At 44.5% G+C, this 22,264-nt stretch carries 23 protein-coding genes; 17 read left to right on the top strand and 6 right to left on the bottom strand.

What is annotated here, in order from left to right:
* The first annotated feature begins 2 nt into the window (after positions 1-2).
* Both P5V12_RS02890 and P5V12_RS02895 read left to right on the top strand, forming a co-directional pair.
* On the top strand, positions 3-566 hold the full coding sequence (locus P5V12_RS02890) for a DinB family protein (RefSeq protein WP_316955731.1): 564 nt from the start codon (positions 3-5) through the stop codon (positions 564-566).
* A gap of 35 nt (positions 567-601) precedes the next feature.
* On the top strand, positions 602-1,339 hold the full coding sequence (locus P5V12_RS02895; RefSeq protein WP_316955732.1) for an NRDE family protein: 738 nt from the start codon (positions 602-604) through the stop codon (positions 1,337-1,339).
* A gap of 13 nt (positions 1,340-1,352) precedes the next feature.
* Here P5V12_RS02895 and P5V12_RS02900 read toward each other — a convergent pair whose 3' ends face one another.
* A complete protein-coding gene (locus tag P5V12_RS02900) occupies positions 1,353-2,198 on the bottom strand; it encodes a 6-carboxytetrahydropterin synthase (RefSeq protein WP_316955733.1) in 846 nt (281 codons plus the stop codon).
* 89 nt (positions 2,199-2,287) lie between these two features.
* Here P5V12_RS02900 and P5V12_RS02905 point away from each other — a divergent pair, with 89 nt between their 5' ends.
* Positions 2,288-2,602 carry a YqfO family protein gene (locus P5V12_RS02905; protein WP_316955734.1) on the top strand — a complete coding sequence of 105 codons (315 nt, stop codon included), beginning with the start codon at positions 2,288-2,290 and terminating at the stop codon, positions 2,600-2,602.
* Here the strand turns inward: P5V12_RS02905 and P5V12_RS02910 are convergent.
* The gene (locus P5V12_RS02910) at positions 2,599-2,925 is read right to left on the bottom strand and encodes a DUF3135 domain-containing protein (protein ID WP_316955735.1); all 327 of its coding nucleotides are present in this window, start codon (positions 2,923-2,925) and stop codon (positions 2,599-2,601) included. The two genes, P5V12_RS02905 and P5V12_RS02910, sit on opposite strands and share 4 nt — an antisense overlap.
* Positions 2,926-3,221: 296 nt before the next feature.
* On the opposite strand from P5V12_RS02910, the gene P5V12_RS02915 reads away from it, so the two are divergent.
* The gene (locus P5V12_RS02915) at positions 3,222-3,779 is read left to right on the top strand and encodes a CoA pyrophosphatase (protein WP_316955736.1); all 558 of its coding nucleotides are present in this window, start codon (positions 3,222-3,224) and stop codon (positions 3,777-3,779) included.
* Here the strand turns inward: P5V12_RS02915 and P5V12_RS02920 are convergent.
* Entirely contained in the window at positions 3,776-5,062 is a 1,287-nt protein-coding gene (locus P5V12_RS02920) for an HlyC/CorC family transporter (RefSeq protein WP_316955737.1), read from the bottom strand. The genes P5V12_RS02915 and P5V12_RS02920 overlap by 4 nt on opposite strands.
* 70 nt (positions 5,063-5,132) lie before the next feature.
* Positions 5,133-5,879, bottom strand: a complete 747-nt coding sequence (locus tag P5V12_RS02925) for an inner membrane protein YpjD (protein ID WP_316955738.1) — start codon at positions 5,877-5,879, stop codon at positions 5,133-5,135.
* A gap of 297 nt (positions 5,880-6,176) precedes the next feature.
* On the opposite strand from P5V12_RS02925, the gene ffh reads away from it, so the two are divergent.
* From ffh to rplS, 5 genes are all read left to right on the top strand, one after another.
* On the top strand, positions 6,177-7,583 hold the full coding sequence (gene ffh, locus P5V12_RS02930) for a signal recognition particle protein (protein ID WP_316955739.1): 1,407 nt from the start codon (positions 6,177-6,179) through the stop codon (positions 7,581-7,583).
* 240 nt (positions 7,584-7,823) lie between these two features.
* On the top strand, positions 7,824-8,069 hold the full coding sequence (gene rpsP, locus P5V12_RS02935) for a 30S ribosomal protein S16 (protein ID WP_316955740.1): 246 nt from the start codon (positions 7,824-7,826) through the stop codon (positions 8,067-8,069).
* Positions 8,070-8,102: 33 nt separating this feature from the next.
* Entirely contained in the window at positions 8,103-8,642 is a 540-nt protein-coding gene (gene rimM / locus P5V12_RS02940; protein ID WP_316955741.1) for a ribosome maturation factor RimM, read from the top strand.
* 13 nt (positions 8,643-8,655) lie between these two features.
* Complete coding sequence (trmD, locus tag P5V12_RS02945; protein WP_316955742.1) at positions 8,656-9,444, top strand: tRNA (guanosine(37)-N1)-methyltransferase TrmD; 789 nt, start codon at positions 8,656-8,658, stop codon at positions 9,442-9,444.
* A gap of 77 nt (positions 9,445-9,521) precedes the next feature.
* Entirely contained in the window at positions 9,522-9,878 is a 357-nt protein-coding gene (gene rplS / locus P5V12_RS02950) for a 50S ribosomal protein L19 (protein WP_316955743.1), read from the top strand.
* Positions 9,879-10,209: 331 nt separating this feature from the next.
* On the opposite strand, the gene P5V12_RS02955 is transcribed toward rplS, so the two are convergent.
* Complete coding sequence (locus P5V12_RS02955; RefSeq protein ID WP_316955744.1) at positions 10,210-11,328, bottom strand: fibronectin type III domain-containing protein; 1,119 nt, start codon at positions 11,326-11,328, stop codon at positions 10,210-10,212.
* Positions 11,329-11,628: 300 nt separating this feature from the next.
* On the bottom strand, positions 11,629-11,967 hold the full coding sequence (locus P5V12_RS02960; RefSeq protein WP_316955745.1) for a hypothetical protein: 339 nt from the start codon (positions 11,965-11,967) through the stop codon (positions 11,629-11,631).
* Positions 11,968-12,153: 186 nt separating this feature from the next.
* Here P5V12_RS02960 and xerD point away from each other — a divergent pair, with 186 nt between their 5' ends.
* From xerD to P5V12_RS03000, 8 genes are all read left to right on the top strand, one after another.
* Positions 12,154-13,050: a site-specific tyrosine recombinase XerD gene (gene xerD, locus P5V12_RS02965; protein ID WP_316955746.1), complete on the top strand. Its 897-nt coding sequence runs from the start codon at positions 12,154-12,156 to the stop codon at positions 13,048-13,050.
* 118 nt (positions 13,051-13,168) lie between these two features.
* Positions 13,169-14,056 carry a DsbC family protein gene (locus P5V12_RS02970; RefSeq protein WP_316955747.1) on the top strand — a complete coding sequence of 296 codons (888 nt, stop codon included), beginning with the start codon at positions 13,169-13,171 and terminating at the stop codon, positions 14,054-14,056.
* 175 nt (positions 14,057-14,231) lie between these two features.
* Positions 14,232-15,539, top strand: coding sequence for a homoserine dehydrogenase (locus P5V12_RS02975; RefSeq protein WP_316955748.1), 1,308 nt, complete (start codon positions 14,232-14,234; stop codon positions 15,537-15,539).
* Between the two features lie 49 nt (positions 15,540-15,588).
* Complete coding sequence (gene thrC / locus P5V12_RS02980; RefSeq protein ID WP_316955749.1) at positions 15,589-16,986, top strand: threonine synthase; 1,398 nt, start codon at positions 15,589-15,591, stop codon at positions 16,984-16,986.
* A gap of 40 nt (positions 16,987-17,026) precedes the next feature.
* Positions 17,027-18,760, top strand: a complete 1,734-nt coding sequence (recJ, locus tag P5V12_RS02985) for a single-stranded-DNA-specific exonuclease RecJ (RefSeq protein ID WP_316955750.1) — start codon at positions 17,027-17,029, stop codon at positions 18,758-18,760.
* 11 nt (positions 18,761-18,771) lie between these two features.
* The gene (locus tag P5V12_RS02990) at positions 18,772-20,421 is read left to right on the top strand and encodes a hypothetical protein (RefSeq protein ID WP_316955751.1); all 1,650 of its coding nucleotides are present in this window, start codon (positions 18,772-18,774) and stop codon (positions 20,419-20,421) included.
* The gene (locus P5V12_RS02995; RefSeq protein ID WP_316955752.1) at positions 20,411-20,911 is read left to right on the top strand and encodes a peptidylprolyl isomerase; all 501 of its coding nucleotides are present in this window, start codon (positions 20,411-20,413) and stop codon (positions 20,909-20,911) included. Before P5V12_RS02990 ends, P5V12_RS02995 begins: the two co-directional genes overlap by 11 nt.
* Positions 20,912-21,334: 423 nt before the next feature.
* Positions 21,335-22,084, top strand: a complete 750-nt coding sequence (locus P5V12_RS03000; RefSeq protein WP_316955753.1) for a peptidylprolyl isomerase — start codon at positions 21,335-21,337, stop codon at positions 22,082-22,084.
* Positions 22,085-22,264: the final 180 nt, after the last annotated feature.

Consider the following 22,264-nt stretch of genomic DNA (forward strand, 5'->3'; position numbering starts at 1 on the left):
GAATGAATATCACTTCTCTCGAATCGGTTATCGAAAGCAATATTGAAGCTTTAGCACAAGGTGCAGAGCTTGTATCGTCATTAACCGACGAGCAATATACTCATATTGTGAAGGACTATGCACATAGCTGCATTGGCGAACATTTTCGCCATATTATCGACTTATTTCTTGCTGTGACGGGGGGGTATCCCAATCGCCTGGTTAATTATGATTTGAGACGAAGAGGCGCTCAGGTTGAGCGTTGCCGACAGACTGCGTTAACGGAATTGGCTGAAATACAGCAATGGCTATGTCAATTTCTTGATCAGTACCAGCGGGATAATATGAAAAGTGATGATTTGAATGTGGAAGTCATCTCAGAAGTTTCTCTTGTTAAAACGGATTCTGTGTCGGTTCAATCGAGCTACACTCGTGAGCTTATTTTTGCCGGTAGCCATGCAGTTCATCATTATGCATTAATAGCAATCTTGGCTAAGCTTCAAGGAGTCAAGGTAAAGGATTCTTTTGGAATTGCGCCTACAACGGCGAGTTACCTGAGGAACGCACCTGAGCACGTTCAAAAATAATCTGTTTAGGGTAAGGTTTTACTTCTAATAATTCTATGTGCACAATCAGTTGGCAATATTCATCGAATGGCTACTCACTGTTTTTTAACAGGGACGAACAAAAAACACGATTAAAAGCCATCCCTCCACAACATCTTACCGTGGATGGGATTTCCTATATCGCGCCGATAGACCCGGAAGGTAAAGGCACTTGGGTTGCCGTGAATGAATATGGTTTTGGTTTTGCTTTGCTGAATTTCTATCAAGGGCATTTTCCTAAAGGAACCTTGTTCTCGCGGGGGCAAATTGTGAACGGTTTGGCGGGCAAAAAGAATTGGGCGGATATTGAAAATTTTTTTACTAATCTGCGTTTACAGCGCTATGCACCTTTTTCCCTGTTGGTATTTATTCCTCCGACGTTAGCGATAAAAGATAAAGTGGAGATGATTCGTTGGAATGGTCGCGAGTTGCTTTATCTCAGTCAATCTTCGCCCTTGATTTCATCGGCCTTCAAATTCGAAGAAGTGTATACATCGAGAATGAATTGTTATTGGGACCTTTGTCGTCATGGCAAGCCGATAACCAATGAACAGTTAGTGGCGTTTCATGCGGGGCATAAGCCTGCAAAGTCGGCTTATTCTGTTTGCATGCATAGAGAAGATGCAGAGACGGTGAGTTTTACTCGAGTCAATGTTTCTGAGCATGAAGTGGAGCTCAACTACCACGATGGTTCGCCATGCCATACAACGTGTACCCACTCACTAAAATTAAAGCGTGTGAATAAACGTTTTTAATATTCGGGACATTTTACTTTAACGAAATGATGGCACCTTTACCCAAGCCTTCATAGGCTTTTACGGTAATAGTCTCTCCAGGGGCGTTTGTTTTAATTTTTGATGCAATATGTTGCGCAATGTATTCTACTGTTGAATCTGTATCAATGAGGTAGCAGGTGTCTTTGGGTATTTCGAGAGAAAAGTTACCCTGTTCTGCCTGGTACTCAAAAGCAAAGTGACTTTCTTTTTCTGCAACCAAATCTTCCTTAGTCGCAATATAAATATCTTCAAAGGTTTTTGCCCATTCTTGCATATCGTCAGTAGAAAGTATGTCGTTACGCCAGATTTCAATCTTTGATCTGTGCCCGTGAGCAATACGTTGGCAGTTGCCGGCGTGTTTTTTCAGGCCGTGACTGTAGTGATAAAAAGGTGTGTCAATTGCTTCGCATATAAATTGAATGCTAAAACTTTCAATGCTTTCGGGAAACTGTGGCAGGAGAACAGATTGGCACCATTGGGCTACAGACTCCAGAGTAATTTCTTCAGCTTCAATCAGTGTAATAGCTTGTTCTGGAGACGTACAGGCAAGGTGTTTTTCCTGTGTCTGGCCAAATTTCCAGAGCACTTCATGGCTGCCATTTTCCGATTTGAGGGTGAGGTTTTGAGCCTTGCCAGGCACAAGCAATCTGTGGTCTAACTCGGTATTTAGCCAATCACGGATTCTTTTCTTAACCACGCCAAAATCACAGACCATTCCCTGTTCGTCCAGTTTACCTTGTAGCTCAACGCTGGCGAGCCAGGTTTCTCCCAATAGTCCTCGTACTGGGTGCAGGTAACTGAAATCGATGTTGATCAGGTTGTCCACAAACAAGCGCATGGAGAAAGTTCTCTGTGAAGGTGAATTAAAATCGCGCTATCTTACCTCATGCAAACGATGAATGTTGTGTTTTCTCAAAGAGGGCTGCTATGCATAAGTTGGTGTTTTTTGTTCCTGTTTCTCACTGTGAGGCGGTAAAACAAGCCGTATTTGATGTGGGTGCCGGGAAAATAGGGGATTATGATCAGTGTTCGTGGCAGACACTGGGGCAGGGACAATTTCGTCCGTTGCCGGGCAGTAACCCGTTTATTGGCACTTTAGGGAATCGTGAAACGGTTGATGAGTATCGGGTAGAAATGGTGTGTGACGACGACAAAATCAACGCGGCGGTTTTTGCGTTAAAGCAGGCTCACCCATATGAAGAGCCTGCTTACGATGTTTGGCAGCTGTCCGATATTGATTAGGCCGTAACTGGAAACTCAATAATGTCTGCTGTTTTCCCTTGGGGAGAGCCCTTTGGAGCGGTTAAGCCGTGTAGGGCGGAGTTTAGTTTACCGACTGACTCATGCATCATTTGCGAGATTGAAATGCAGCTGCCCAATGACGTTTTATGCAGTTGGCGACGACAGTCTATTTGAAACTGTAGGCCTCGGAGGCGCTTTTGCATTTCTTCTGGTGCGCTTGATATCAGTGCTTCAATTTCGCGTAGCCTGATTTCCTCAAGTTCAGTTGGATTACTCTGGGCCAGCTTTATCAGCTGGTCTATGTGGGGCAATTTTCTCGACATCTTAACCTCCCCCTATGGGTACATCTAAATGGGCAGGAATCCATGCCCTCATCAGAGCCAAGCTCTGCCCCCCGGCTAGCCTTGGCTCTTATTTCATCCCTCTGACGTTTCACTGTTGCTAGTTGGATGAAAAATATACTATCAGACTTGGATATGGAATGTGTATCCATGCGTTTATACTGATTGGCTATAAATAGACGTGTCATGGGTTAGCGCAAAGAGTGATCCATTCCAATGCAAATGGCGCCCAAACTGGCTAATATTTGACTTAAGACTTTCCTATTAGTAAACGAAAAATGAAAAACTATGCAGGTCAGGCGGCAGTATTAATTGCGTTATGTGATAGTCCTGACCGCCATTCCGGTGACCATCTCCTCCTTACCTTGCGTGCCCGACATTTGAATCTGCATTCGGGGGAAGTTGCTTTTCCTGGAGGAAAGTGGGAGGAGGGGGATATCGACCTGCAAGCAACTGCATTGCGTGAATCTTACGAGGAAGTGGGTTTAAGGCAGGAGAGCCTGGAAGTGATTGACCAGTTACCTGTGGCCTACACGCGAAAGGGGATGTGTGTGACGCCGTTTGCCGCTCGAGTTACCGAATATCATCCGTTGGAAGCCAATAGTGACGAGTTGGATGACTTGTTCTGGGTTCCTGTTGAACACTTTATCGAGGATCGACGAGTGAAAACTGATGTATTCCGTATTCAGCAACGAACCTATTGGGCACCGGTCTATGAATATGGGGGTTATACAATCTGGGGATTCACAGCGCGGGTTCTGGTGGAATTTGTTAACCGACATTACAACGCAGGTGTTACCCGGCAGCATACTTCGCCTGAGGTGCTATGGGCTTAGTTGCTTTCCAGGTCGTATTTTTCCAACACCATCGCTTTCTCAATTCGGTTATCACCAAGCTCTTTTATTTCAAAGCGGTAATGGCCAATTTCAAAGCTTACCAGTGCGTCGGGAATGTGTTCCAAAAACTCAACAATCAGCCCGTTAAGGGTTTTGGGACCGTCAGTTGGTAACTCCCAGCCCAGTGATTTGTTGATATCTCGGATGGAAGCCGCGGCGTCGATAAGAAACCAATTGTCCGGCTGTTCCAGTATCTCGTCATGCTCTTCTTCAGACGTGTCGGTGGCAAAATCACCCACAATTTCTTCCAGCAGATCCACCAGCGTGGCGATCCCTTTTACTTCACCGTACTCGTCAACAATGATCGCAGTGCGTTGTTTTTCCTTTTGGAAGTTCATCAGCTGCATGGGCAGCGTGGTGGACTCGGGAATAAAGTAAGGTGGGGATAGATGGTTGCGTATTGCCTCGTGAGTGATTTTCAGTTCTCCATCAAGTGAAAAACGTGCGACTTTGCGTAAGTGCAAAATACCGATGACGTTATTAATGTCCCCTTCGTAAACCGGTAATCGTGTGTATTCTGTGTTTTGCAGGGTTTCGGCAATCTCTTCGATGCTGTCTTCCAGATCTATACCCTGAACATCGTTACGAGGAATCATAATGTCCTCGACTGTCGCATTCTCCAAATCCAGAATATTCAGCAGCATCCCCTGGTGATGATCGGGAATCAAATCGCCCGCTTCATCTACAACCGTTCTCAGTTCTTCAGGGTGCAGGTGGTCGGTGAGTTTCACTTTGCTGGTATCCAGACCAAATATACGTGCGATAGCGTTGGATATGGCGTTAATCAGCAGAACCACTGGATAAAGAGGCAAAAGTAGTGCTTGCAGAACCATAGAGGCAGGAAACGCCACCTTCTCTGGAAATGCAGCGGCAACGGATTTTGGTGTCACTTCGGCAAAAATCAGAATAATCAGCGTAAGAAGTAGCGGCATTACCGTGAGAGCAAACCACTCGCCAAACAATCTTTCTGCAATCAGTCCTGCAACTATGGTGGCAAAGATATTGACCAGGTTATTACCGATCAGAATGACGCCAATGAGCCGGTCTGTTCTATTTAGCAAAGCAGACGAGCGAATAGCCCCTTTGTGTCCCTTGTTGACCAAATGACGAAGGCGATAACGATTGAGCGATAGCATTCCGGTTTCGGAGCTGGAAAAAAAAGCGGAAAGGAAGATCAGCAGAACCAGTATGAGTATCAGTAGGTTGGTTGAAATGTTATCCAAGAAAAATGAGGCCTATGTCATCAAGGGAGGGCTATCTTGTACCAGATTGAACTCGCATTCAAGAGGCGGACTACTGGCTGACGTGCAATATCACTTCAAGTACCAGTTTACTGCCAAAATAGGCAAGCATTAATGCTGCAAAGCCGCCCAGAGTCCAGCGTATTGCGGCGGGTCCGCGCCAGCCATAGCGATAATGACCAGCAAGCAATATTGCGTAGATTAACCAGGACAAGATTGAGAAGACGGTTTTGTGAGCCAAGTGTTGAGCCAACAAATTCTCGATAAACACCGCACCGGTGATAATTGAGAGAGTGAGTAATATTTCCCCGGCCCAAATCAGTTCAAACAGCAGGGTTTCCATTGTTTGTAACGGAGGGAGTAAGCCCATTACTCCTTTCAGGTGCTTATGTCTGAGTTGTCTGGTTTGATATGCGAGAAATAGTGCTTGTAAGCACGCAATAGTCAACAAACTGTATGCCAGTATAGATAGCAGGATATGGACAACCAGGCCAGCGCTAAGCTCTGATGCGTGCTTGGTGGATTGGCCGTATATAGAAGCCACAATAATTGCTGCTACTGACAGAGGTAACAAAAACAGAAACAGATTGTGCAGAGGCTTTCTAAGGCTGCTGAGTAGAACAAGGCTGTTTATGACTAGGAAAAACAGAGATAGGACCTGGAAAATACCGAGTTGATATCCGTCGGCTCTGACCATTTGTTGATGGGTTGTAGCAATGTGAAGCAGAATGCCTATACACAAAACACCGAGCGCTTTGGGTAAAACGTTCTGATTTCGTACTTTGATAAAGTGTATCAAGATGCCCCAAGCACCAAGATAGCAAATAATAGAGGCGGCGCTAAACATTGTTATTGAGTTGAAATCCCGTCAGCCGATGCTTTGTTGATCAGTAGATTAGGCTTTTATTTATCTCAATTGCAAGCCAATATCCTCCCTCTGACACAAAAAAACAGAGAGTTGTTCACTTCTCAATCGTTCGTCTTCGCATTTCCAACCTAATGGATTTATACTTGCGGCCCTTTGTCGACACACGCTCTGCTTTTGCGGCGGTGTTGGCGCACACAGACACGTAAATTCTGGACAGATTTCAAAAACATGTTTGAGACTTTATCGGATCGCCTGGCGCGATCGTTAAAAAAGATCAGCGGTAAATCCCGTCTTAATCACGACAATATTCAAGGCACATTGCGTGAAGTACGAAAAGCGCTGCTAGAGGCAGACGTTGCGCTACCGGTGGTAAAAGAGTTTACCAACCATGTACGCAAGCGTGCATTGGGGCAGGAAGTTGCTCGTTCACTTAACCCCGGTCAACAGTTTCTCAAGGTGGTTCAGAGTGAGTTGACCTTGATGATGGGGGAGGTCAATGAAAAACTCGATCTTTCCACTCAGCCTCCTGCCGTGGTGTTAATGGCAGGCCTTCAAGGTGCGGGTAAGACCACTTCGGCGGCGAAGTTGGCTCGGTATCTTAAAGACCGGGAAAAGAAAAAGGTGATGGTCGTCAGTGCTGATGTCTATCGTCCTGCTGCGATTAAACAGCTGGAAACACTGGCTGGTGAGGTCGAGGTTGAGTTTTTCCCTTCTGATGAAAAGCAAAAGCCTGTCGATATCGCTAAAAACGCGCTTAGCCAGGCCAAAAAAATGCATATGGATGTGTTGATTGTCGATACGGCAGGTCGTCTGCATGTTGATAACGAGCTGATGAAGGAAATTCAAGACTTACATGGCGCAATCAATCCAGTAGAAACTCTGTTCGTCATCGATGCCATGATCGGTCAGGATGCCGTGAATACGGCGCAAGCATTTAATGAGGCACTTCCGCTTACCGGTGTGGTTCTCACCAAAACCGATGGTGACGCCCGGGGTGGTGCGGCTCTGTCTGTCCGTCAGGTAACGGGTAAGCCGATCAAATTCCTGGGGGTGGGTGAGAAGGTTGATGCTTTAGAACCTTTCCATCCGGATCGTATTGCGTCTCGAATTCTAGGTATGGGCGATATCATGTCGCTTATCGAGGAAGTTGAGCAGAAAGTTGATAAAGAAAAAGCGGCCAAGCTTGCAGAGAAAGTCCAGAAGGGTAAGCGGTTTGATCTGGAGGATTTACGTGAGCAGCTACAGCAAATGCAAAACATGGGTGGCATGACGGCCATGCTGGAAAAACTGCCGGGTATGGGCAATATCGCTCAAATGGCTGAGCAGGCAAATATGACCAAGCAGTTCAAACAGATGGATGCGATTATTGGCTCCATGACCCCAGCTGAGCGTCGCAACCCGGATATTTTGAACGGCTCGCGTAAGCGACGAATTACCATTGGGTCCGGTACGAATATTCAAGACCTCAACCGCTTGCTCAAGCAGCACAAGCAAATGGCCAAGATGATGAAGAAGATGAAAGGCGGCGGTTTGCAAAAAATGATGCGCGGTATGGGGGGGATGTTCCCCGGTGGTGGACCAGGAGGTATGCCGCCAATGGGTGGGGGTGGTTTGCCCCCGGGATTGGGTCAATAAAGCCCTATTTGAGGGGCTTATCTGGGCCTGAAATAAAATCTATATCAGGCCTATACATTGGCATAGGTTTCCATTAAAATACGCCGCCTTTCGCAGGTGGCTTATTTTTATGCGACTGAAAAGCTCGGCAAATCAATAGGATTTAGCATGAGCATAGCCCTTAGGGGCAGGCTACAGAGGCTGGTATCAGAAACGCGGGTCCATCTGTAAACAAAGAATTCAAAACAGGGTAAGACTTACATGGTAAGCATTCGTTTAGCTCGTGGCGGCTCTAAAAAGCGCCCATTTTATCATTTGACAGTGACTGACAGCCGTAACTCTCGTGACGGTCGTTTTATTGAACGTGTAGGCTTTTTTAATCCAGTAGCACGTGGTCAGGAAGAGCGTCTTCGTATTGACAATGAGCGTGTAGACTACTGGGTAAGCAAAGGTGCCCAAGTGTCTGATCGCGTTGCAACTCTTTTGAAAGAAGTTGCTGCTGCCTAATTCGGGTAAACCGAGGCAGAGCTCTTAACGTCAGTGGCATCTAAACGTTCCAACTTGGAAACAGTCGGACGGATCACTGGCGTTTTTGGTATTAAGGGGTGGGTAAAAGTTAAATCTTTTACTGATCCAGAGGACAACATTGTTAGCTATGTTCCCTGGTTCCTTAAAACCCGTCACGGGGTTCGTGAAATAGAAATAGATGACTATCAAATACGCCCTCAGGGCTTGATAGTGCATATAAAAGGCGTAGATGACCGGGATATTGCCGCTGAGTATACGAAAGTTGATGTGGCGGTAGAGCGGAGCGCTTTTGAACCCTTAGAAAATGACGAGTTTTACTGGCATCAGCTGATTGGTTTGACAGTTGTCAGTGAGTTTGATGGACAGACGTATTCTTTCGGGAAGGTCTCTAGTCTAATGGAAACCGGTGCCAATGATGTGTTGGTAATTAGTCCAGATGAAGATAGTCTGGATGACCGGGAAAGACTCATTCCCTATGTACCGGAACAGTTTGTAAAGTCGGTAGATTTGACGGAACATGTTATATTCGTTGACTGGGATCCGGAATTTTAGGCCGCAGAAACAGATGGATAACATCGCTAAACATATTGCTGTTATTACCTTGTTTCCAGAGATGTTTAGCGCTTTAACCGAGAGTGGTATTTCTCGGCGAGCAGTAGAAAAAGGGTTAATCACGCTAAAGTGTTTTAACCCGAGAACATATACGACAGACAAACACCAGACTGTGGATGATCGCCCTTACGGCGGCGGGCCAGGCATGGTGATGAGAGTCGAGCCTTTGGCTCTAGCTGTGGAAGATGCTCAAAACTGGTTGCAAAACGTTTCGGGCTCGCAGCATAAAGCGAAAGTAATATATATGTCGCCGCAAGGTCGCCTGTTAGATAATTCGGGTGTACAAGAATTTGGTGATAGACAGCACATGATTATTGTTGCTGGTCGTTACGAAGGAATTGATGAGCGTTTTATTGAGCGCTATATCGATGAGGAGTGGTCTATCGGTGACTACGTTCTCAGTGGTGGGGAACTGCCAGCAATGGTTTTGCTGGATGCCGTTATAAGGCGAATTCCTGGCGCATTGGGTGACGCACAGTCTGCAGAGCAGGACTCCTTTGAAGAGGGATTATTGGATTGCCCTCACTACACTCGACCAGAAGTATGGTCGGATGGAGTAAAAGAATTTAAAGTGCCGGATGTATTACTTTCCGGTGATCATGGAAAGATCAGTCAGTGGCGACAGCAGCAGTCTTTGGGGAGAACCTTTAACCGGCGCCCCGACTTGTTGCAAGACACTGAATTGGATCATGGACAGCTTGAACTTTTGAATAAGTACCAGGCTGAACAGACTAAAGATTGAAAAGTTAAAAAGTTAAATCGCCTTGGCGAACTAGATTCTAGCCGTGAGGCTTAAGCGGATTAATTGGGAGCAGAACCATGAGTTCACGAAATAAAATCATTCAAGAGCTGGAAAGCGAACAGCTAAAACAAGATCTTCCTGAGTTTGCTCCAGGTGACACTGTAGTTGTTCAGGTTAAAGTAAAAGAAGGTAACCGTGAGCGTCTTCAGGCATATGAAGGTGTTGTAATCGGTATTCGTAATCGCGGTGTTAACTCTGCGTTTACTGTTCGTAAGATTTCTCACGGTATCGGTGTTGAGCGTACTTTCCAAACTCACAGTAAACTAATCGATAGCATCACAGTTAAGCGTCGTGGTGATGTTCGTCAGGCTAAGCTTTACTACCTACGCGAACTTACTGGTAAAGCAGCTCGTATTAAAGAAAAACTTAACTAAGTTATTCTCTTCCTATTTTCTGAAGAAGCCAGCCCGTATGAGCTGGCTTTTTTCGTTGTCTAAAATCCATATTCTGTAATTGGGTTTACTTTATCAGGAAGACTGAGCGCAGGTTGTTTTTAATATATTCTCATTCTTTCAGTTCGAGTTTTTTCTTCCTGGTTTTAGCGCAAAGCTAAAATCTGTGTGTTTTAGGGCGTAAACTCGTCGTTTTTTACACTTGGTTCTTACAAAGAAAAAACCACCGCCTGGTTGGGCGATGGCTTTCTGTTATTACTCCCTTTTTGGTCGAGAGCGGGGTCTGAATCGTGTGACTTGCCCAGTTTCTTCCCTACATACTGATTTGTGTTACATAAGGTGTTGAGTAGGCACTGAATTGGTTGTCGGTATCAAACGAGGTGATTAGAAATTCATACTCACCAGCTTCAAGGTTTTGAATAATGTAGTTACTCATCGTTTGGTCTGTAATTACCACCTCAGTGTATTGCATCTCATCTGTACGGCGATAAAGGATATGGTAGCCGCCAATTTCACTTAGTAGTAGTTCATCACCGTTTTCCCTTGTGGTTGGGATTGTCCAATCTACCTCTGCGGAAAGCAGTGTTGGTTCTGAAGATCCGTTGCCTCCGCTTGATGAACCGTCATCATTTGATGAGCCGTTATCGGCAGTACTATCTCCGCCACCAGTTGTGCCGCCGGTACTGGTATCGTCTCCAGTGCCACCGCTGCTGTCAGTGCTATCGCCATTGCCGCTATCTATGACAGTACTTCCTGTTGAGTCCAGGTACACAATCATTGGAGCAGAAAACTCGCTAAATACATCGTCTGTATCGTAAGACGCGATCATGAACTCATATTCACCGGTTTGAATTTCCTGAAACAGGTGGCTGGTTGCCGCTCTGTCTGCAACGTTCACTTCGGTGTATTGCATCTCGTCTGTTTTACGATACAGAATTTGATAACCTCCAATTTCACTTTGGCTCAGCTGTTGTCCATCGCGTCGTGTTGTTGGGGCCGCCCAGTCAAGTTCCGCTGAAATGATTTGAACAGAGCCATCATTACCTCCAGTACTGCCTCCTGTATCAATGTCACCACCAGGGCTTGCGTCACCAAGTTGAGTAACATAAGGCGAGGAGTACGCACTGAAAATATCATCAGTGTCGAATGAAGCTATCAAAAATTCATACTCTCCAGATTCAATATTATCTATTGATAGTGATGTTTGAGCTTCGTCATAAACCATTATTTCGGCGTAGCTTGTTTGGTTGGTTTGGCGAAACAGAACTTGGTATCCACCTATGCTACTTAATGGCAACGCATCCCCATTGACGCGGGTTGTTGGAATCTCCCACGAGATGGTTGCGGAAAGTGTTTCCTGTGCATTGGCTCCAGATGAAAAAGCTGGAAGGATGAAAGCGATTGGAAGAATGTATTTATTGATAGTTTTCATTCGGCACCTCGTGAATGATTGTTTACTGCTTTAGTATTAGTTTATTTGTATCAATAAATAATTCTATTGTATTAGGTGACAAAATGTTTTTTGGTTAAAAAATATGACTTTTTTTGATGTAAGTGTGATCTCTGTATATATTTTGAGCGACAAGGGCGTAAAGCTAGCTTGTGGAGTTTTTTCTGGTTTGGAGTGATGTGGCGTCTAAGTATTTTAAGAGGCGGAAATTATTGTAGGTGGGAGGAGATGAAAAACTTAAAAAGAGTAGAGCGAACCCTACTCTTCGGCTGTTTTTGTACCTTATTTTAATAAAGCGTTGGCAGTATCTTTTGCATCTTGAACAGTATCTTCAGCTGCTTTTTTTGCGTCTTCTGCAGCTTCGTTGACTTCGTCAACCGCGTCCTCAATGGCTTCTTCTGTTGCTTCGGCGACGTCTGAAGCTGTTTGTTCAGCTTGCTTCACTGCATCTTCTACGCTGTCATTAACTGCATCCACAGCTCTATCAGATTTCTCTTTAACGGCTTCCAGTGTGCTCGTTTCTTCTGTTGCTTTGACAGCATCCTGTTTGTCTGTTTTTTTGTCGCACGCAGCCAATGTGAGAGAGATTAAAATGGCGAAAAGAATGGTTAAAGCTTTCATGTATAACTCCCAATAGAATGTTATGTTCGTTGTTATTGGAAATTAGGATAATGCCTTCGTGAGACAGCATTAAGTGCCCTAATTGAGTGAGCAACCCCGGCTCACTCGTCTCCACTATAATAAGAAACGCCTTTGATTACATCTTATTGGGTCAAAGTTATTTTTACCTATTCGCAGAGAAGAGTCTTGAAAAGCTCAGATAAACAACTGATTGACTACTATTTAGACCGAGTTTGGGCGGAAAAGGGGCTCAGTGATAATACTCTAAGCTCATATCGGAGAGATCTTACTTCTTTTGCTGGTTGGCTGGATAAGCAGGGGATCTCTCTTAAGTCGGCTGATCAGGTTATTATCCAACAGCATCTGGCATTCCGGATGGGGGAAAAGCTAAGCGCAAGATCTACTTCCAGATTTTTATCTTGCCTGCGTGGCTTTTATCGGTTTTTGGTTCGAGAAGGCAGTATGCAAGCCGCACCTACTGAACATATAGAAAACCCGAAGCTTGGGCGCTCTCTCCCCAAAACCTTGTCTGAGTACGACGTTGAAAGCTTGCTTGAGGCTCCGGATGTGGAAGATCCAGTTGGCTGCCGGGACCGGGCAATGCTTGAGCTCCTCTATGCCAGTGGTTTGCGCGTATCAGAATTAGTCAATTTGACTTTGGATCAAATCAATACTCGTCAGGGGGTTGTGAGGGTGGTTGGTAAAGGGAGTAAAGAGCGCTTGGTTCCAATGGGCTACGAGGCGTTAACCTGGTTGCAACGCTATCTGTCCAGTGCGCGGGGGGATATCCTCAATAATGCGATTAGTGATGTGGTTTTCCCCAGTATTCGGGCTCGGGCTATGACTCGTCAAACCTTTTGGCACAGGATAAAGCATTGGGCCAATGTAGCAGGAATTAACAAGTCATTGTCTCCCCATACTCTGCGTCACGCCTTTGCCACCCATCTGCTCAGTCATGGTGCTGATATTCGCTCTGTACAGCTACTTTTGGGGCATAGCGACCTGTCTACTACGCAGATATACACTCATGTAGCGACTGAACGTTTGAAAAATCTGCACGCCGAGCATCATCCTCGTGGCTAATTGAGACATCTTTCTATATTTTTTCCTTTTTTTAGAGTGTGGAACCTGGCGGCTCTCTGGTAGTCTATCCCATTAACTTGTCTAGGCTGTTGGTCTGAAAGGGCCGTTTGAGGATGCTATGAAGATTTTTCTAAATAAAACAATAATGATGATACTCGCGGCGGTTGTCGCTTTAGGTCTACAGGCGTGTAAGAAAGATGCCCAGGCTGCTGAAAAAGATGCTGTTTCCAAGACAAATGAAGTCATTGAGGAAACTCAGGTTAAGTCGGCGGCTGCACAATCTGAAGAAGTTGAAGTTGTCAAAAATGCCGATATTGACCCAAATAGTAAAGAAGGCCAAATTCTGGCTCGCTTGAATAAAGTGCGACCAGATCTTGAATTCACCGATATTGAACCCTCTCCTGCACCCGGAATATACCAAGGGGTGGTGAATGGTGAAGGTATTATTTATGTTACTGAAACGGCTGATTTCTTCTTTCCTGGCGATATGATTCAGGTAACCGACTCCGGTTTGGTTAATGTAAGTGATGATAAGCGTCGTGAGATCCAGAGTCGCTTTAATGGTACTCGTAAAGACATGATGGCCGAGGTGAGCCGCGATGAAATGATCATCTTTTCACCTAAAGGTGAGGTAAAAGCCAGTATTGCGGTCTTTACCGATGTGGATTGTGGCTACTGTCAAAAACTACACAACGAAGTCCCTCAGCTCAATGAAATGGGAATCGAAGTGAAATACCTGGCTTACCCAAGAGCAGGTATTGGTTCTCCATCCTACAAAAAAGTGGTTTCGGCCTGGTGTGCGAAGGATAAGCAAGATTCTCTGACCAAATTGAAGCGTCGTGAGTCTATCCCGGAAAACCTTTGTGCTGATAACCCTGTTGCTAAGCAGTTTAATTTGGGTCGGAAAGCTGGTGTGACTGGTACCCCTGCACTGGTATTGGAAAGTGGTGAATTGGTGCCAGGTTATATGCCTGCTCCCCAGTTAGCCAAACGATTAGGCCTCTAATGTATTAAGTCGCCGAAGATCCTGCCAGATTTTCGGCGATTTTCTTAATCTACCCCCCTAAAATCACGCTATTCTGTCGTGCCACATTGACAGCGTAATGCCGCATCAGTAATGTTGCACTTCCTTTTCTGGAGCTATCCAGAGCGCTCAATCTCTTGTATCTGAGGAGTCTCTTTTGAAACCGGTCAATGTCGGAATTTGTGGTCTTGGCACCGTTGGCGGTGGTGTGTTTAACGTTATTAACCGAAACCAAATTGATATCAATGCCCGTGCCGGGCGTGACATCCAAATTACCCATGTGGGTGCACGGCGGGATAACCCAAACTGCGACACATCCGGGATAAAAGTGAGTCGCGATATCTTTGCTGTGGCTGAAGACCCTGACATTGACATACTGGTAGAAACCATTGGTGGCACAACGGTTGCGAAAGATCTTGTTCTCAAGGCGATTGCCAATGGTAAGCATGTGGTAACAGCAAATAAGGCACTTATTGCTGAGTTTGGTAACGAGTTATTCTCCGAAGCGGACAAGCAAGGCGTGACCATCTCTTTCGAAGCAGCTGTTGCTGGTGGAATTCCCATTATCCGTGCGTTGAAAGAAGGTTTGGCGGCAAACAAAATTCAGTGGTTGGCGGGTATCATTAATGGTACCGGCAACTTCATTCTTACCGAAATGCGCGATAAACAGCGTGAATTTGCTGATGTACTGAAAGAAGCTCAAGAACTGGGGTATGCAGAGGCAGACCCAACATTCGATGTGGAGGGGATAGATGCTGCCCATAAGCTGGTTATTTTATCTTCCATTGCTTTCGGTATGCCGCTTCAGTTCACTAAAGTGTTTGCTGAAGGTATAAGCAAAATTGAACCAGTGGATGTGTCTTATGCACTCGAATTAGGTTATCAAATTAAGCATTTGGGTATTACCCGTCGCAGACCCAACAATGGTATTGAGCTCAGAGTTCATCCAACCTTAATACCCAAGTCACGAATTATTGCCAATGTTGATGGCGTGATGAATGCCGTATTGGTAAAAGGGGATGCTGTCGGCCCGACACTCTACTACGGTGCTGGAGCGGGCTCTGAGCCAACGGCGTCAGCGGTGATATCGGATGTGGTATCGGTAAGTCGAAATGTGGCTGTAGCTGAATCCAACTCCGTACCTGCATTGGGATTCTCGTCGGCGAATTTGTGTGACTATGATGTGCTTCCGATCGAAGAAACAGAGACTGCGTACTACATGCGTATATCGGCCTTGGATAAGCCTGGGGTTCTATCCAAAGTCTGCCAGATACTTAGCGATGCAGGTATCAGCATTGAGGCCTTGATTCAAAAAGAACCGCTTGAAGGCCAAGACCATGTGCCGGTCATTCTGTTAACCAATCGGGTTATTGAAAAACAAATTAATGCTGCGATCGAAAAAATTGAAGCCTTGGGCTCAGTTCAAGACAAAGTCGTTCGCATCCGTGTTGAATCTTTAGGGTAATTGTTACCTCTGCGCCAAAAGGCGCAGCTACTAGTGAGTGAGAATAGCTGTGAAATATATCAGTACCCGTGGAGAAGCACCTTCACTGAGTTTTGAGGATGTCGTATTAACAGGTCTGGCAAGTGACGGTGGTCTCTATGTGCCGGAAACCCTACCAAAGTTTTCCAAGGAAGAAATTGCCTCTTGGGCTGGGTTGGAGTATCGCGAGCTTGCTCTGAAGATTATGACCCCGTTTGTTGCTAACGAGATTCCTGAAGCAGATTTAAAAAACCTGATTGATAAATCCTACGATAGCTTCCGTCATGAAGCGATTGCGCCGCTAGTACAAACTGGTCACAACGAGTGGATATTGGAATTGTTCCAAGGGCCGACCTTAGCGTTTAAAGACTTTGCTCTGCAGTTTTTAGGGCACTTGCTGGATTACGTATTGAAAAAGCGTGATCAAAAAGTTGTCATCATGGGCGCAACTTCTGGCGATACAGGATCAGCGGCGATTGAAGGTTGTCGCGATTGTGAAAATGTCGATATTTTTATTTTGCACCCGTACCAACGAGTGTCGGAAGTGCAGCGTCGACAAATGACCACCGTGATCGAAAAGAACGTTCACAACATTGCATTGGAAGGTAATTTTGACGATTGCCAAAATATGGTGAAAGCCAGCTTTGCCGATCAGTCATTTCTGCCTGAAGGTCGACAGCTTGTTGCAGTAAACTCCATTAACTGGGCCCGAATTATGGCTCAGATCGTTTACTATTTTTATGCTGGTTTGGCGCTTGGTGCGCCGCATCGTGCAATTTCTTTCTCCGTGCCTACTGGAAACTTTGGTGATATTTTTGCCGGCTACTTAGCTAATCAAATGGGTCTTCCGATTGAGCAGCTGGTAATAGCAACCAACAGCAATGACATTTTGCATCGTTGTATCAGCGACAACGATCACAGTAAAAAGCCGTTGATTCATTCGTTGTCGCCAAGTATGGACATTATGGTGTCCAGTAACTTCGAGCGTATGCTGTTCGATTTATACGGTCGTGATGGTGCACAAATCAAAAAACTGATGGAAGATTTTAAATCTGGCAGCATGGTACTAAGCGACGAAGCGCTGGAAAAAGCCCGCGAATTATTCTCCAGTTATCGTTTGGATGACAACGAAACTATCGATGTTATTCGCGAAGTGTTTGAGAAAACAGAATACTTACTGGATCCGCATACGGCTATTGGTGTGCAGGCTGCTCGTGAAACCCGACGGTCATCGGAAACGCCAATGGTGTGCTTGTCTACAGCACATCCAGCCAAATTCCCGGAAGCAGTAAAACAGGCAGGGCAAACAGAAGATCCGGCGTTACCACATCATATGTCCGATTTGTTTGAGCGGGAAGAAGCCTACGAAGTGATTGCCAATGACATGGAAAAAGTGCACGGCTTTATAAAAAGTAACATCAACGCATAATCCTATGTTCACAGGGACGTGAGCCAAGAATAAACCTGCAATGGAAAAACATGTTATCCGACGTTCACCTTTGGTTGAGGTGGACACGTCTTTAAAACAACTTCATCCTCTTCTACAAAGAATTTATTCTCATCGTGGTATTTCTTCTTATCAGGAAATTGATTACCGCTTTACTAATCTCCTTCGACCTGATTCGTTAAAAGGTCTGGACACTGCCTTAACGCTTTTAACTGCTTCCCTGCAAACAAATCAGCGTATATGCATCATCGGCGACTTTGATGCCGACGGCGCGACAAGTACGGCATTAGCCGTAAAAGCGTTAACGGAATTTGGTGCGGAGAATGTGAGTTACATTGTACCTAACCGTTTTGAGTATGGTTACGGGCTTACTCCCGAAATCGTTGACCTTGCGGCAGAGAATAAACCGGATCTGATAATTACCGTAGACAACGGTATTTCCAGTATTCAGGGTGTTGAGCGTGCAAACGCTTTTGGCATTAAGGTTTTGGTCACCGACCATCATCTTCCAGGTAATGTATTGCCGAAGGCTGAAGCGATTGTTAATCCCAATCAGCCGGAGTGCCCGTTTCCCAGTAAAAACCTTGCCGGTGTAGGCGTTATCTTTTATTTGATGAGTGCGTTAAGAACGCATCTGCAGAAACTCAACTGGTTTGAACAAAAAAATATTTCGCTTCCCAATATGGCTGCCTTTCTGGATTTAGTGGCTTTGGGTACAGTTGCCGATGTCGTACCTCTGGATCAGAACAATCGTATTTTGGTCGATCAGGGCTTGCAACGTATTCGAGTTGGTCGTGTCCGGCCGGGCATACTCGCACTTATCGAAATCGCCAATCGATCCATCACACAACTCACTTCCACCGACTTGGGGTTTGCTCTGGGGCCACGGCTAAATGCGGCTGGCCGACTGGATGATATGTCAATTGGAATACAATGTTTGCTTGCGGACTCTCCACACCAAGCTCAAGTATTGGCCAGAGAACTGGATAACTTAAATCAGGAACGAAAATCGATTGAAAGCTCGATGAAAGTCGAAGCGATGAGTTACTTGCAGGCATTAAATCTCAATGAGGAAGCTCTGCCAGCAGGCGTATGTGTATATAAAGAAGACTGGCATCAGGGCGTCATTGGTATTTTGGCATCACGCATCAAGGATAAAATTCATCGACCAACGATCGTATTTGCTCAATCTGATAATGGTGAAATTAAAGGTTCAGCCAGATCTGTTGAAGGTATCCATATTCGAGATGTTTTGGATGAGGTCGCGACAACGCATCCTGACTTGATCAAAAAATTTGGCGGTCATGCAATGGCGGCTGGTCTGACAATACAGGAAGATTTATATGAGCTGTTTTGTCAGGCGTTCGATAAAGTCGTGGATAAACATGCAGCGGATGATCAGCTGGCGGAAAAAATCTACACTGATGGTGGTTTGTCTGAACAGGATATTAGCTTATCAACTGCGGAGATGATTGAGAAAGCAGGCCCCTGGGGACAGCATTTTCCTATGCCATTATTTGATGGGGAATTTTATATTGTCAGTGTACGTGTGTTGGCCAATAAGCATTTGAAAATGATTGTGGCTGAAAATGAATTTTCAGCGCATACCTTTGATGCGATATGGTTCAATACCGATATTGCAGAGTTTGGGCAGTGCGAGAATAAAAAAATGCATTTCGTTTATTCGATTAATGTGAATGAGTTTCGTGGTGTGAAAAGTGTTCAGCTTATGATTGAACATGCAAAATATTGTTGATAGGTAAATCCGTGTTAAAGCATAGTTTTTTGTTTTTGGTTGGTGTCGTTTTTTCCTCTATTGTTTTTTCAGATATTTCGTCAGATACAGTAAGCCTTATTGAATCTGGTGGGAAACCCTCTTTAGTTGAACTTGAGAAAATTGTTGAGCAGAAGACGCCTGTCCAACAATATGAAGAGTTGTTTGCCAAATTATTGAAGAATAAAAGCTTTGTTGAGAATAACAAGAAATTGGCCGTGTCTATGGTGGATATGCTGGCTGATGCTGAAGATAAAAAATACATATCTCTTTATCTCTCTCTGGAAGGCATACATGGTCGGTTGGATTCTGCGGTCGCAAAGGCTGTTCAGCGTGCAGTGGTTTCTTCTCGAAAAGAAAAAGCTGTCGCCTATGCTCTAAAGCCGCAAGAGTCTGAACGTACTGTTGGTTTAAGTCGTATTTACACCGCGTTAATATGGTTTGATGATCCAGAGGTGGCAAGTGCAGCAGCGTGGGCGTTGTATTCCCAGCAACGAGTCGATGGCGCAACATTGTTGTCCGTATCTGAATACCTTCAACTGTTGATAGAGGCAAAGCCGATCTACTATCGTGGATTGATTACTGATACTGCGGTTAATTTAATACGTGTATTAAAACTGTCAGGCGGTATACAAGAAGGCGTCGCACTTAAAAACATCTATGAACGTTCTATTGAAAAATGGGATGGCAATGATTTAGATGTGATCAGGTTGCAAAATTACATGCGTGAAGCGATGTTTGAAATCGCAAAGCGTACCAATGATAAATCTTTATTGATCGATCTATACAATAAAAAACCTCGAAGTTATCCTGAAGGCGATTTCTCCTCTTCCTATGGGCAGAGTTATCTTCAGCTTCAACTGTTCAGTGATATAAAAGAGGCGGTTGAATCACATCAGGGGGATGTTGCTGACTTCCCGCATTTGAGCGAAGAGGAGATTGCTCGCGATTTGTTACTTGAAAGTGATAGTAAAAATGATATCGACTTAAGAGTTCGAGCCGTCCAGTCAATTTATAACCTGGGTGTTTTGGACACGGCTTCGTGGAAAATATTGGATCACCAGCTTCAAGCTCTCTTGGATGGTACTGCTAAGGATAGAACCGTTGCTGGTCACTGGGTGAAGGCAGTTTCGTCATCAGGCGATATTCAGTTCAAGCCTAGCTTGTCAAAGGCGTTGAATGCTCAAAATGAGCATTTACGAAGACATGCAAAAAAACAGTGGACTAAGTTTCATGCCTATGAGCATTGGTACAAAACGATTAGTCAAATCAGGCAGCAACATGATTTGGGTACGGATGAAGACGCGCTGCTTATGATGGCAATAGCTTCTCCTCATTGGCGATTGCAGGTCGCTGGGATAAAAAAACTATTGAATGATTCCTATGACAATAAAAACGGCATTAATTTAATGGTTGATACCATGAATCAGCAATATTTTAATAACAAATATCCGTATCGAAATGACATTGCTGTTGCAGAATGGTTTGTTGAGTTTTTCAAAAAAAATAGTGTTTTTTTTAAGGCTGACGCCTTGAAAATTGTAGTTGAAAGTGAAGTTGATGGCGGATTGAAACGTAACCTTAAAAAAATAATGAAGTGTCAGAAAAAATTAAAAGAGAATGGTGTGTCCAATGAAGGTTGAGCAAGATAAAGTCGTCTCGTTTCATTACGAGTTAAAAGATGTTGACGGGAATTTACTGGAAGCATCAAGCAGTAGTTACCCCTCTTTATATCTCCATGGTCATAATAATATGCTGCAAGGTATCGAAACAGCGCTGGAAGGAAAACAAGATGGAGAAAATGTGTCTGTAACCTTGGAGCAGGATGATGCCTATGGAAGACGACGTGAAAACGCGGCAGCGAGAGTGCCGTTAAAAAATATTCAATTACCTGACAATGCTCCTGTAAAAGGCAAGCTTAAGCCGGGACAAATTGTGTTAGTCAAAACCCCTCAGGGAATGAGAGATGCGCGCGTGGTAAAACATGGACTGAAGGCTGTGGATATTGATACTAACCATCCTTTTGCGGGGATGACGCTTGTGTTCGATATCAATATTGTCAGTGTTCGTGAAGCCACGGCAGAAGAGCTTGCTCATGGCCATGCTCACGGAGATGGTGGTCATCAGCATTAATGTTACAAGGTATAAGTTTGAATAAGATTTAGTCATTTTTGATTCAGAAAAAGGGGGAAATATCTCCCTTTTTCTTATTCTTTTTTTGACTATTTTTATAACAAAATGCAGTTAGCAGGAATTAAAAAATCCGTTCTCATTCTCATTTCCTTTTGGTCTATATTTCTGCCCCTTCAAGCCGATACTTTTTGATTCGTCGCAAACTTTTAGCTTATCCCCTCATGTAGTCTAGCGGCTCAAAGCTTGGATCCAATTGATCGATCTATAAGCACAAAATAATTTTTTTGCTGGCTTTGTCAGGAGTATTTGACAAAGCGCTTTAGACCCTGGAGTGGTACTAAGTCACCCTAACAATAGGAACCTCTGTTGGCAGACAGGGGTTTCGTATTACTCCAGGTTTTTTCCAAATAAGTGGTGAACACTATGGTCTTTTCGGATATCTCAGATTTGGATATTAACCTCCCAAAGCGTGATGCTGGTTCGGTTTCTTCTAATACGAGTCGCCATAGCGGTTCATCAGCACAGGCCTTAATTATTGATGGTTTGCTGAGAAAAAAAGCCAAGTCGTTGGGTATTGATACGAGCTTGGATGATGTCGCATTGGCTGAGGCTGTATTTGAAAAAGAAGTGACATATTCCTGTACTACAGAAGAAGAGTGTCTGAAGTACTATGAAGAAAACAAACACGAATTTTTCTCAATCCCAACTATAGAGGTTAGCCACATCCTAATTTCTGCAGATTCCGAGAATGCAGAGAGTAAACAGGTCGCAAAATCTCTGGCCGAAAAATTAATATCTGATTTAACTGCCGGTGTTGTTACATTTTCCGAAATGGCTAATATGTATTCATGTTGCCCATCACGGGATAACGGTGGTTATCTTGGCAAAGTCTCCAATGGCCAAGCGGTTGCAGAATTCGAAAAAGCGTTACTGAAAGGCGAGTTGGGTATCCAAGCTGCGCCAATAGAGACGCGTTTTGGTTTTCATGTTGTGAATATTCTCGATAAAGCATTTGCCAGAGAGCGATCTTTTGACTGTGTCAAAGGGCAAATAACTGAATACTTGAATGAGAAAAAGCGGTGTAAGGCGATTGCTGAGTATGTTCGTGAGCTTGTTCACTCCGCCGAGGCTCAAAATATTTCGGTCGATACTTCAAAAACCTATCTTCAATAGTCGGATTCTTCATAAACACCAGACAATATATGCCGTGTCTGGTGTATTATTCTATCGTCACCAATCTAGCAAGTGCACTATTCTGTATTTAATTCTATTGTTTATAAAAACATGGATAGTTAGCCCCAAATAAACTTATTTTCATTCTGTAAATTTGATGTAGTTAGTATCAATCTACAA

Origin of the sequence: Teredinibacter sp. KSP-S5-2 (genome assembly GCF_032773895.1) — a bacterium.
Taxonomy (GTDB): domain Bacteria; phylum Pseudomonadota; class Gammaproteobacteria; order Pseudomonadales; family Cellvibrionaceae.